General features: G+C 60.3%; 11 protein-coding genes. 10 read left to right on the plus strand and 1 reads right to left on the minus strand.

The window, feature by feature from the left end; genetic code table 11:
• Positions 1 to 4 precede the first annotated feature (4 nt).
• From LQR33_RS03800 to LQR33_RS03845, 10 genes are all read left to right on the plus strand, one after another.
• Positions 5 to 1,171, plus strand: a complete 1,167-nt coding sequence (locus tag LQR33_RS03800) for a baseplate assembly protein (RefSeq protein ID WP_221664884.1) — start codon at positions 5 to 7, stop codon at positions 1,169 to 1,171.
• Positions 1,164 to 1,874: a phage tail protein I gene (locus tag LQR33_RS03805; protein ID WP_231467676.1), complete on the plus strand. Its 711-nt coding sequence runs from the start codon at positions 1,164 to 1,166 to the stop codon at positions 1,872 to 1,874. The genes LQR33_RS03800 and LQR33_RS03805 overlap by 8 nt, the downstream gene beginning before the upstream one ends.
• Positions 1,864 to 2,580 (plus strand): phage tail-collar fiber domain-containing protein, encoded by a 717-nt coding sequence (locus tag LQR33_RS03810; protein ID WP_231467678.1) that lies wholly within the window; start codon positions 1,864 to 1,866, stop codon positions 2,578 to 2,580. The genes LQR33_RS03805 and LQR33_RS03810 overlap by 11 nt, the downstream gene beginning before the upstream one ends.
• Entirely contained in the window at positions 2,577 to 3,767 is a 1,191-nt protein-coding gene (locus tag LQR33_RS03815; RefSeq protein ID WP_231467680.1) for a hypothetical protein, read from the plus strand. Before LQR33_RS03810 ends, LQR33_RS03815 begins: the two co-directional genes overlap by 4 nt.
• Before the next feature lie 15 nt (positions 3,768 to 3,782).
• On the plus strand, positions 3,783 to 4,040 hold the full coding sequence (locus LQR33_RS03820; RefSeq protein WP_166440934.1) for a hypothetical protein: 258 nt from the start codon (positions 3,783 to 3,785) through the stop codon (positions 4,038 to 4,040).
• A gap of 681 nt (positions 4,041 to 4,721) precedes the next feature.
• Positions 4,722 to 5,297: a phage tail protein gene (locus LQR33_RS03825; protein ID WP_166440935.1), complete on the plus strand. Its 576-nt coding sequence runs from the start codon at positions 4,722 to 4,724 to the stop codon at positions 5,295 to 5,297.
• On the plus strand, positions 5,297 to 7,660 hold the full coding sequence (locus LQR33_RS03830; RefSeq protein WP_231467682.1) for a tail fiber protein: 2,364 nt from the start codon (positions 5,297 to 5,299) through the stop codon (positions 7,658 to 7,660). The genes LQR33_RS03825 and LQR33_RS03830 overlap by 1 nt, the downstream gene beginning before the upstream one ends.
• Positions 7,661 to 7,671: 11 nt before the next feature.
• Positions 7,672 to 8,250, plus strand: coding sequence for a tail fiber assembly protein (locus tag LQR33_RS03835; RefSeq protein WP_221668993.1), 579 nt, complete (start codon positions 7,672 to 7,674; stop codon positions 8,248 to 8,250).
• Positions 8,251 to 8,501: 251 nt separating this feature from the next.
• On the plus strand, positions 8,502 to 9,854 hold the full coding sequence (locus LQR33_RS03840; protein WP_231467684.1) for a pyocin knob domain-containing protein: 1,353 nt from the start codon (positions 8,502 to 8,504) through the stop codon (positions 9,852 to 9,854).
• 17 nt (positions 9,855 to 9,871) lie between these two features.
• Positions 9,872 to 10,312, plus strand: a complete 441-nt coding sequence (locus LQR33_RS03845; protein WP_221664893.1) for a hypothetical protein — start codon at positions 9,872 to 9,874, stop codon at positions 10,310 to 10,312.
• 77 nt (positions 10,313 to 10,389) lie between these two features.
• Here LQR33_RS03845 and LQR33_RS03850 read toward each other — a convergent pair.
• A partial coding sequence (locus LQR33_RS03850; RefSeq protein ID WP_231467686.1) for an efflux transporter outer membrane subunit occupies positions 10,390 to 11,547 on the minus strand: 1,158 nt, incomplete at its 5' end.

The following is an 11,547-nucleotide window of genomic DNA, read 5'->3' on the forward strand; positions in this document are numbered from 1 at the left end:
AGCCATGAATCAGACGACGACCGACCTTCCGAAGTTTATCGACGACGATCCGCAGCAGATCACCAACGAGCTGATCACCGCCTACCAGAACATGGCCGGCAAGACGCTGTATCCGGGCCAGGTGGAACGGCTGCTGATCGACCTGATCGCCTATCGCGAGAGCGTGGCCCGCGCCGCCTTCAACGACGCCGGGCGGCAAAACCTGGTGGCTTTCGCCCGCGCGCCGATGCTGGACTATCTGGGCGAGCTGGTGGGCGTCGCCCGCCTGCCGGCGCAGCCGGCGCGCAGCAAGGTGAGCTTCACCTTCGCTGCCGGCGCGCCGCAGACGGTAGTCATCAAGCGGCAGACGCTGGTGGCCGGCCGCGGCGACATCCAGTTCCAGACCATCGATGAGGCGGTGGTGAACATCTTGAAGGACCAGGAGGTGCCGGTGACGCTGGCCGTGGTGGCGGTGGAGCCGGGCATGGGCGGCAACGGCCAAGAGCCGGGCGCCATCAATCAGCTGGTGGACGATCTGAGCGTGAACGTGACCGTCAGGAACACGGAAGTCAGCGCCGGCGGCGCCGACGCCGAGGACGACGAGCGGCTGCGCCAGCGCATCCGCCTGGCACCGGAATCGTTCAGCGTGGCCGGCAGCGCCGCCGCCTATCGCCACCACGCGCTGCGCGCCGACCAGAGCATCGTCGATGTGGCGGTGGTCAGCGCCAACAATCTGGAAGAGGGCGGCAAGCCGGAAGATGTGCCGCAGCCGGGCGAAGTCTGGCTGTATCCGCTGGCGAGCGGCGGGCTGCCCAGCGACGACCTGCGGGCCAAGGTGGCCAACACCTGCAGCGCCGACCGCGTGCGGCCGCTGACCGACAAGGTGTCGGTGAAGCCGCCGGTGGAATTCGCCTACCAGGTTGCGGCCAGCCTGCAGCTCTACGCCGGCTCCGACGCCAAACAGGTGCTGCAGCGGGCGCAAGACGCGCTGCAAGCCTACCTGCAAACCCAACAGGCCAAGCTGGGCAACGACATCGTGCCCTCGCAGCTGGTGGCGGCGCTGTCGGTGCCGGGCGTGTACCAGGTGAATCTGCAGCAGCCGGTTGCGGTGCGGAAAGTACCGTCCTACGGCTGGGCGCACTGCACCAACGGCATCGCGGGACTGACCGTGGACAGCCTCAACAATGGCTAAGGACGCGACGCCGGGCCTGTTGGCGCGGGACGCCCGCTTCGGCCCGCTGGCCGAGCTGACCCGCCGTCTGGGTGTGCCGCGCGGGGGCGAGGCCAATCCGCAAACGCAAGGCCGTTTCGACACGCTGGATCTGCTGGTCAACCTGGTGGACTGCGCGCAGCCCAAGCTGCTGCCGCTGCTGGCCGAGCAGTTCCACGTGTCCGGCGACGAAGGCTGGCTGCTGGCCAATGAGGAAACCCAGCGGCGCGAGCTGATCAAGCGCGCGATCGAGCTGCACCGCTACAAGGGCACGCGCTGGGCGGTGAACGAGGTGTTCCGGGTGCTGGGCATCGAGATCGAGCTGAAGGAGTGGTGGGAGCAGAAGGGCTCCGGTCAGCCTTACACCTTCGATCTGACCGCCTGGGCCAACGACAATCTGATGTCGGATCGGGCGGTGCTCAATCCGGATCTGTATGCCCGCTTGCGGCGAATGATCGAGCACGTCAAACCCGCACGCAGCAGTTACGGCTTCAAGATCGGCGCGGTATTCAACCAGCCCTTGCGTTGGGCCGGCGCCATGCAGGGGTGGGCGCTGAACCGCAGCGGCGCCGAGTGTCGGCCGAATCCGGCCAAACCTTTATCGCAGCCGCTGCGTTTCGCAGGCGTTTTGACGTCGCTGGCGGTGGTGCGTTTTCCAATGGAGATGAACCGCGATGAGCAGTAACCCATTGATTCCGCAGATCCTGGATGGCGGCTTGGCTGCGATTCAGCTGGCCAGCCATGACGGCGTCCAGCTCAGGATCACCCATGTCGCGCTCGGCGATGCCGGCTACCAGCCGGATGCGGGCCAAACCGGTTTGCGCAACGAGATCGTTCGTTACCCGATCGCCGATGGCCAGAGCCAGGGCCCGCGCCAGCTGCATCTGACCGCGTTGGCCAGCGACCAGACTGAATTCTGGGTGCGCGAGGTGGCTTTCATCCTGGAAGGCGGCCAGCCGCTGGCCATCTGGTCCGATCCCAAGCAAGCGTTGGCTTATAAGCAGGCTGGGTTGGAACTGCTGCTGGCCTTTGATCTGGCACTGTCCGGCGTGCCGGCGGGCAGTGTGACGGTCCAGTCGACCGGCGCCGGCTTGAGTCTGGCGCTGGCTGAGGAACTAGCCACTTTGGGTGCAAGCCAGATCGGCCAGATGGCACGGAGTCTGAATCATGGCGATCAATTGCGCGAGCATCGGCAACGTTTGGATGGCATGTCCGGAGACATTTCCGCTTTACGACAGCGTACTAGCGGAATGGAAGTGCGCTACCAGCAGCAACTGCAAAGGCTGGAACAGCAAGCGCAAAACCAGCGTGAACAACTGGAGTTGGCGGCGAGTATCGCCGCTGCTCTGATCAATCTGCAAAACCTCTATACCAAGGGAGTTCTGAAATGAGTTTGGAATCCAGCATCAGCGATCTGGTACGCGCCAGCAACGACTTGACCGGCGCGGTCAGCGGCAAGATGGACCAGATCAATAATACGCTGGCCCAATGGGCTGTACTGGCCCCTATAACGCTCGGCGTGGGGGCCGGCCAGCAATTCGCCTCCATCCAGGATGCGTGGAATAGTTTATTGGGCAAGGTGTTGAAGGCTCCGGTGACGATTCAGGTGGCGGATGGCGTGTATCCAATGACGCAGCTGATTTTGGAAAATCAGCCTTATGCGCATTTGATTACCATTCAAGGCAATGTAGCTAATCCTGCCAATTGCATTTTGAAATTTATTCCGGATAGTGATCGGAAAAGTCATGGTGTATTTTTGAAAAATGTGCGCCGATTGAATTTTTCCGGCTTCAAAATGATTGGGGAAAATACTAATAGTAATTGGACATGGCGGTGCATGTATTTTTCCAATGCCGAAGTCTATGTGAATGATAACTCGCTGATTTTCTCTGGCGCGCAATACGGTATTGAGATGCATGATAGTTCTGTTCTCCAAGCCAAGGGAGTACAACTTTCCCAACAAGCGGGAGCTGCAGTTTTTGTCGGAGATGGTTCGCTAGCAAGGCTGGAGAAATTGAATATTGTCGGGCCTGGGAAAGATAGCCGTATTCCAACGGCGGTATCCGGACAGCTCTATGATGTTTTCCCCGATGGCATCAGCTGTGTGGATACAGCAAAAGCATGGTGCGCGGATGCGACTATCTCCAATGTCAGACTGGCGATGGCTGTTGAGCGGAATGCATATCTTTGGGCTCCCCGAGTAACTATCGATAAAGTTGCAAGCGGTGCGCTTGCGAATGCCGGTGGTTGTTTATGGACAGATGATGGTGGTACCAAGGTGCCAAGTAAAGTAACGAATGCCAATTATGGATATCAGGCTCTAAGCAATGGCATGATCATCGCGCCGATGGCAATTGCAGAAAACTGCATAAATGGATTTGCGGCTGAGCTGCGTGGGTATATCTATGCAGAAAATGGTTATGCAAAATCTTGCACGAGTACCGGCTACTACGCAGGGCGTTCAGGTTATATCGACGCGGTAGGAACTGCAAAAAACTCTGTAGGCAATGCTACCCAGTACAATCCGGCATCGTCAGGCGTGGCCGGTAATTCGAATGCCAGTATTGATTTCTCCTAGGATAGAGAGGGTGATATGTTTGATGAAGTAATAATGCAAAATCCGATGAGCGTGGTAGCTCAAGATATCCCAGTGGACCAGAAAATGCGGAATATGGCACAGAATTATATTCGCGTATATTACCAGGAGTGGGATCAGCTTAATATTCTTCGCAAGGGTGATGCCAAGGAGATTGCCAAGATGGGCACTTTTATCGATGCGGTACGGTCTTGGAGTAATGGCGTTGAGCCGGATATGGCTGCTTTACATGCTATCAAGCCGTTGGATCAGTGAAATAGATCAAGTTTTGAAGTGGCTGCGTTTTACATAATATAAGTTTGTTAGCAGGTTGCATGTTCAAGTATGGCCATTTGATGTAGTTATTTATTCTGTCACTCCTCATGTCACGCCGGGCTTTGCCCGAAGTCCGGCGTTCTTTTCTCCCCCTTCCGTTTGTCTTTGATGTTTGCAGCCGTAATAATTCTATTATTGGCTCTATCCTTCTAAACCCTTGTGTTTGATTGCGTAATCTTTCCCTGTCTTGTCTTCAGTTTCTTGACTGCCATCTTGGCACTCATTCCTTCAAGTTTTCCCTCTCCCGGGTTCCCGGAGTCCCTCCCATGTTTCTCTCCCATACTTCCGTGGCAGACGCACGCGAACTATCTCCGTCTTCGCAATCCTCCCGAGCTGAGCAGTACTCCAATTCCCACTCGCCCGTCCAATCGGAACCCGCCAGTCTGAGCTTTCGCTTCCACCCTCTGGCCGTGCTGCGCGTGGCTATGCACGCCCGCTGACTTCTCTCCGGCGGCAATTCCGCCGCCATTCCTCCCTTCCCATTAACGGACCGCGCAGGCGCTCCGTCCCATCCCTCATCCCCGTTCAAGCACAAGGAGGTCTCCATGCATCTGCAACCCGGCCTTCGCCCGCGCCGTCAAGCGGCGACGGGCGGATATTCCCAGCCAGGAGGCGTGAGCGATGACTGACGCCATTCCCTCCATTCTGGCGCGCGACCAGCGCTTCGGGCCGCTGTCCCGGCTCACCGAGCGGGTGTCGGGCCTTGATCTGTCGGTGTTCCTGGTCAACTTGATCGACACCGTGCAGCCGGACGTGCTGCCGCTGCTGGCCGAGCAATTCCATATCCACGGCGAGGAAGGCTGGACGCTGGCCGAGTCCGACGACGCCCGCCGAGCGTTGTTGCACAGCGCCAATGAGCTGCACCGCTATAAGGGCACGCCATGGGCGATACGCGAGGTGATCCGCCGCCTGGGCCTGGGCGAAGTGACGTTGATCGAGGGCCTGGCCGGCCAGCAGCGCAACGGCCTCATCCGCCGCAACGGCTACTACGTCCACGGCGACCCGACCAGCTGGAACCAATACCGGGTGCTGCTGAGCCAGCCCATCACCAACGACCAGGCCGCCCAGCTGCGCCGCATGCTGGCGCTGTACGCGCCGGCGCGCTGCCAGCTGGCCAGTCTGGAGTACCAAGCCGTGGCCAACCGCCACAACGGCGCCATTCGCCGCAACAAGCAATTCAACCGAGGAACCGCCTGATGGCTAATCTGCAAGAAAAAATCACCTGGGAACCCGGCATTTATCAACTGGAAACCTCAGATCCGGTGTTGGCCGGCCCTGACGGCGTGGACAACCTGCAAGGCAAGCAGCTGGCCAATCGCACCGCCTATCTGAAAAAACAGATCGATGATCTGGTTTCCGGCGCGCTGGTGGCGGAGTTCGCCGATAGGCTGAAAACGCCGCGCAACATCGCGATGACAGGCGACGGCAATTGGAACGTGATGTTCGATGGCAGCGGCAACGCCAGCGCGGCGATGACGCTGCGCGACAGCGGCGTGGCGCCGGGCAGCTACGGCATGGTGACAGTAGACGGGAAAGGCCGGGTCACCGCAGGCCGGCAAATGAGCGGCGACGACGTGCCGGCGCACGACTGGAACAAGATATCCACCGGCAAGCCAAGCACGCTGGCGGGGTATGGCATTAACGACGGCGCCAGCAAAACCGATCTTCAGAATGCGGTGAATGGCCTGGTGTCCGGCGCGCCGGCGAATCTGAACACGTTGCAGGAGCTGGCGGCGGCGCTGAACAACGATCCCAAGTATTCGGCGACGGTAGACGGCAAGCTGGCGGGCAAGGCGGACAAGGCGACCACGCTGGCCGGCTACGGCATTGCCGATGCCGCCAGCGCTAACGATCTGGCCAAGGTGGCGGCCAGAGTTAACAGCCGTCGGATGATACGCGTGCGTGCCGGCGGCTACTCAGCGAAAAATGGCGTCTCCGGGGTCGAGATCGACGGAGTTGGCGTAGGGCCTGTGGCCCGCAGTTACAACATGGTGCAGCTGGATGCTGTCGGAGCAGTCAGCCGTTCCGCCACGTTTGATGTATGCGGCGGCAATGGCCAGGACAAGGCTGCAGCGGATTGGCTCAATGCTGTGCCGGATGGCGCGACGGTCATTGTTTACACTTGGGACGAACCACAGGGCAATCGTCTGACCGGCGGCTTGCCGCAGGCGCTGTATCGCTGCGGCGCCAGCAGCGCGGTGTTTGCCAGCGACAAATTCCAGTATCGCAGCGCCTATTTATTGATTGGCCGGGCGGGATGCGGAGAAAGCCAGGGCCTGGAACGATATCGGGGGGACAAGGCGGACAGTGCCGATGCGCAGTTGGACGTGGCGTTCGAGTTGGTGAATGGCTTGCCTTTGTTGAGCGGCGGGCAGGTCAGCGGGGCTGCGGCTCCATCAGGGCAGGTTGCTTATTTCACGATGCCCAATGCGCCCGATGGTTGGCTGAAGGCCAATGGCGCCCAAGTTTCCCAGTCCACTTACGGCAATCTGTACGCGGCGATTGGCCAGACCTTCGCTCCGATCGATCCCTCGACGCAGGCGATGTTGCGGCTTGACGCCGCGGACACCCTGTTGGATCGCGTCTGGAACAAGCAACTGATTGTATATGGCGGCACGGACATGTCCACTGAGCAGGCCAAGTTCGGCGGCGCTAGTCTGAAGACAGTGGCCGGCGGCGGTTATGCGACCTTCGGTCTGACCGATGCTTTCAATGCCGATGCCTTCACTATCGAGGGTTGGCATTATCCGACTTTCGCCGGCACAGGCGGATCCAATGGCTACAGCGCGGCCTGGCTGGTCAGCATGAATGCCTCCGCCGTAACCGGCGAGATCACGATCGCCATAGATAGAGCCAGCCGCGCGCCTCTGGTATGGCTGTGCAACAGCAGCAGTTTCTTTGCCAATGCATCGCTGGGGACTGCCGGCGTATTCAACTCGCCACGCTGGTATCACGTCGCCTTCAGCTATGACGGTGCGGCTTACCGTTTGTTTGTCGATGGGGTGCAAGTGTGGAGCCTGGTTAGCGCGACTCGGGTGGCCATCCCGGACAACACGCTGGTGTTCGGCGTGGATGGCGGCGCACCGGGTGTCGCGGGCTCCACCACGGCTTACTACCAAGACTGGAAAATCAGCAAAGTGTGCCGCTATGCCGGTAATTTTGCGGTGCCGACCATTCCGACGGGCTATCAGCTTGCCCCGGATGCCGGGAAATTCTATCTGCCTAATCTGTGCGGCGAATTCATTCGCGGCTGGAGCGATAGTCGCAAGGACATTGAGAAACGCGCGTTTGGCTCATGGCAGAAAGGAACGCTGGCCTTTTCGGACCCGAATCTCGACTCAATCGCCATCAGCGCGCCCATTCACACGACCAATATCAATCAGGACGCATACCAGGACTTGGGCGCCGATCCTGTCAGCAAGGCTTGGTATCAGATGGGGCGGGCCTATGTCCCGCTCGAAAATAAATTTGCAGGGGATCTGGACGCGGTCGGTTTTTATTCCGGCTATGGCTCCACCCGCCCTCGCAATGTCGCGCTGCTCGCCTGCGTCAAATACTGAGGAGATTCGTTATGCAAGAACAGAAAATCGTTTACAGCTATCACCCGCAAACCGGTGAGTACTTGGGCCTGGCAATGGCTGACCGATCGCCGCTGGATGCGGAGGAGGTCTGGTTGATCCCGGGTTTCACGACAGAGCAACAACCACCGCAGGCTGGAGAGCGTCAGGTTGCCGTGTTCTGCGATGGCGCATGGGCCTTGCAGGTTGATTGGCGCGCGACGCCTCTGTGGAGCAAACAGACGGCTCAGCTGGCCATGCCGAAAATCGGCGACACGCCGGACAGCCTGAACGCCACGATGCAGCAGCCTCCTGCTTTCGCCGTGTGGAAGGACGATGCATGGGCGGTGGATGACGCCGCGCAACGGGCGGCCCAGACGGCGGCGGCGCAACTGCGGCAACAGCAGCATTTGTCAGCGGCTTTGCAGCAGCGCAAGCCTTTGGAGGATGCGGTGGAGTTGGGTATCGCCAGCGCTGCTGAACAGGCCAAGCTGGCGGAGTGGAAACGCTACTGCGTCGATTTATCCCGCCTGCCGCAACAAGCAGGTTGGCCGTCGCTGGCGGACAGCGCATGGCCCGCGCAGCCGGCCTGAGCATCTTGTCGTATAGGCGGAAGTCGTAAATCCCTTTCCTAAACCTCGTTCCAATCCGCCCGTCGCGCGCTTGGGCACCATGTCGTCCTGACCGGAAAGCCGGCCTCTGTCTTGAGGCCGGTTTTTGCCGCGCATCTGGCGCGGCTCAGGCGTTTGGACGGGAAGGCATGCGTTCATCGCCATGGTCTTGATTTCGCTTCTGCCGCCTGCGGGTCGGCAATCCATCACTATTCATGACCGTGAGGAATGACATGGCCAATCTGCAGGAAAAGCTGTTTTGGGAACCCGGCATTTACCAATTGGAAACCTCCGACCCGGTGTTGGCCGGGCCGGACGGCATCGACAATCTGCAAGGCAAGCAGCTTGCCAACCGCACCGTCTATCTGAAGGACCAGGTCGAGCAACTAGCGAGCGGTAAGCAACCTGCCGGCCACGCGGCCAAGCTGAGCGCCGCGCGCAAGATCGAAATCACTGGCGACGGTAGCTGGAATGTTTCCTTTGACGGCAGCAAGGATGTCAGCGGCCAGCTGACGCTGCGCGACAGCGGCGTGGCGCCGGGCGACTACGGCATGGTGACCGTGGACGCGAAGGGCCGCGTTACCAAGGCGCGGCAAATGAGCGGCGACGACGTGCCGGCGCATGACTGGGGCAAGATATCCACCGGCAAGCCGACCACGCTGGCGGGGTATGGCATTACTGATGCGGCTAGTAAGGATACCGGCAACCGAGTGTGGGCCAATGCCTTTCGCGCAAGCAAAGGTTTGCCGACGGGGGATGACTCTAGCTCAGGTTTTGCATTCGGTTCAGATGGAGATACGGGGCTGTTTGCTGATGCATCGGGCAGTAGCGCCAATATGGGGACAAATAATCTATTCCTGCACATTGATTCGACTCGAGTATTTCAAGTTAGCAATGCAGGCCGGGTATGGGCTTCGTCTTATGGATTTTTAGACGACAAGTTTGCATCGAAAGTGGATACATTCCGCACGCAAGGTCAGCCAGTAGATAAAGTCGACTGGAATACTCTGCTTGAGCCTGGTGTTTATTCTATTGTTGATACGACTTTTAGTGGGTTGAATGCTCCACCAGCCAGCTACTTTTGGGGGACGTTGCAAGTTATGCGGGGTAGTCCAAGAGGAAGTGTCGGTGGAGTTACACAAATCTATACAACGCATGGTGGAATGGCTGTTTGGCTACGCACAGCCTGGAATGATCAGGCCTGGCAGCCATGGCAGCAACTCTGGCATAGCGGCAATCAGGTTTTCTCCAGCTTGATAGAAGGAAATGGCTACCAGAGATTGCCTAGTGGTTTGATCATCCAATGGGGGCAGGGCAGTTTGACTGCTACGCTGGGTTTACCCAGCGGCTTCGCGACGGCATTGTTCGCGACAGGCGAGATCACGTTCCGGACCAGTTTCCCAACCGCATGTTGCTCCATCATGGTGAATGGCAACGAGAATAGTGTCAGTGGCCAGACACAAGAAGGCTATTTCTGGGTAGGGGGGCGATCCAAGGAAAAGGCGACGATTGGTTACACCCAGACATTCGGTTCTGCAGGTGTGGGCGAGAGAACCGCATTCGACTGGATTGCCATTGGATATTGATAGCTGAGGAGAGCGAAATGACCATTTTCTATTCTGCGAGCACAGGTGGTTTTTACGATAGCGAGATCCATGGAGAAGGCTACCCCGCCGATGCGGTCCAGGTGGAGGGCTCTGTGTATGAGGCACTGTTTCGCGGGCAGGCAGCGGGCAAGCTTATCCAGGCGGATGGCAACGGTTGCCCCGCCTTGGTTGACGGTCCGGCGCTTTCCATTGAGCAACAGCGCCAAACCCGAATGGCGCGTTGCCAAGGGGAGATCGGCCGATTAGAGGCCGATCAGCATCGAGCGGTCAGAGAACTGTTGACGGCGATGCTAGGCGGCGCGGCGCCGGCGGATGCGCTGAAGACCGAGGCGGGGCAGAGGCTGCAGCAGGTGGATACCGCTATTGCCCGGCTGCGCGCGGTGCAGGAGCGGATCGCCAAGGCACAGACTCCAGCGGAGCTGAATGAAATTGTCTGATCTTAGTTTATCAAGGGATGACATAAAAAAACCTGCCTGATGCCAGGCAGGTTTTCCCATTTTGGAGCGAGGAGACGTTACTGCTTCCCTGCTTCCCACCCCCCGCCCAGCGCCTTGTAGACGCCGATGGTGGTGTTCAGCTTGTCCAGCTTGGCGTTGACCAGGTTCAGCTCGGCCTGGAAGCTGTTGCGCTGCGCGTCCAGCACGTCCAGGTAGCTGGCGTAGCCGTTGTCGTAGCGCAGGCCGGCCAGCTTCAGGGTGCGGTTCAGCGCCGTCGCCTGGGTGGCTTGCGCTTGCAGGATGTCGCGGGAGGCGCTGTTGGCGGCCAGCGAATCCAGCGCGTCCTTGAACGCCGACTGCACCGTTTTCTGGTACTGCGCCAGCGCCTGCTTCTGGCCAGCGGTCGCGGCGTCCACGCCGTAGCCGGTGGCGCCGAAGTTGAAGATCGGCGCGGCCAGGTTGCCGGCGAAGCTCCAGGTGCGGGTGGGGCCGGTGAACAGGCTGTCCAGCGACAGGCTTTGCGAACCCAGCGCGCCGGTCAGGTTGATGCTGGGAAAGTAGGCGGCCTTGGCCACGCCGATGCGGGCGTTGGCGGCGATCAACTGCTGCTCGCTGGAGGCGACGTCGGGACGGCGCTCCAGCAGGCTGGACGGCAGGTCGGCCGGCACGTCGGGCGGGCTGGCCAGGCTGTTGATGTCCTTGCCGCGAACCAGGCCGCCGTCTACCAGCTGCTTGGGGCTGTGGCCCAGCAGCACGCCGAGCGCGGTTTCGGTCTGCTCCAGCGAACGGGCGAACTGCGGGACGGAGGCGCGGGCCGACGCGGCCTCCACCTCGGCCTGGCGTTGGTCCAGCTCGGAGATCAGGCCGCCGTGGAAGCGCTTGGTCTGCAGCTTCAGCGATTCCTCGCGGCTTTGCAGCGTGCGCTTGGCGATGTCCAGCTGGGCGTCCAGCGCCCGCATCTGGAAGTAGGTTTGCGCCACCTGGGCCGCCAGCGCCAGCTGGGCGGCGTCGCGGTCGTAGCGGCTGGCCTGGTAGCTGGCGCGCGCCGCTTCGTTGCTGCGGCGCAGCTTGCCCCACAGGTCAAGTTCCCACGACGCGGTCAGGTTGGCCGAGCGGACGTCGTTGACCAGCGGCGCGCCCGGGGTGGCGAGCTGCTGCGAGGCGCGGTTTCTCTGGTAGCCGGCATTGGCGCCGAGCGCGGGCAGCAGCGCCGCGCGGGCGATGCCGGCCTGCGC

Origin of the sequence: Chromobacterium piscinae, from assembly GCF_021129175.1 — a bacterium.
GTDB lineage: Bacteria > Pseudomonadota > Gammaproteobacteria > Burkholderiales > Chromobacteriaceae > Chromobacterium > Chromobacterium piscinae.

Excerpts from the sequence above, each read along its gene's own strand:
- LQR33_RS03800 (WP_221664884.1), top strand. The coding sequence starts at position 5 with ATGAATCAGACGACGACCGACCTTCCGAAGTTTATCGACGACGATCCG.
- LQR33_RS03805 (WP_231467676.1), top strand. The coding sequence starts at position 1,164 with ATGGCTAAGGACGCGACGCCGGGCCTGTTGGCGCGGGACGCCCGCTTC.
- LQR33_RS03810 (WP_231467678.1), top strand. The coding sequence starts at position 1,864 with ATGAGCAGTAACCCATTGATTCCGCAGATCCTGGATGGCGGCTTGGCT.
- LQR33_RS03815 (WP_231467680.1), top strand. The coding sequence starts at position 2,577 with ATGAGTTTGGAATCCAGCATCAGCGATCTGGTACGCGCCAGCAACGAC.
- LQR33_RS03820 (WP_166440934.1), top strand. The coding sequence starts at position 3,783 with ATGTTTGATGAAGTAATAATGCAAAATCCGATGAGCGTGGTAGCTCAA.
- LQR33_RS03825 (WP_166440935.1), top strand. The coding sequence starts at position 4,722 with ATGACTGACGCCATTCCCTCCATTCTGGCGCGCGACCAGCGCTTCGGG.
- LQR33_RS03830 (WP_231467682.1), top strand. The coding sequence starts at position 5,297 with ATGGCTAATCTGCAAGAAAAAATCACCTGGGAACCCGGCATTTATCAA.
- LQR33_RS03835 (WP_221668993.1), top strand. The coding sequence starts at position 7,672 with ATGCAAGAACAGAAAATCGTTTACAGCTATCACCCGCAAACCGGTGAG.
- LQR33_RS03840 (WP_231467684.1), top strand. The coding sequence starts at position 8,502 with ATGGCCAATCTGCAGGAAAAGCTGTTTTGGGAACCCGGCATTTACCAA.
- LQR33_RS03845 (WP_221664893.1), top strand. The coding sequence starts at position 9,872 with ATGACCATTTTCTATTCTGCGAGCACAGGTGGTTTTTACGATAGCGAG.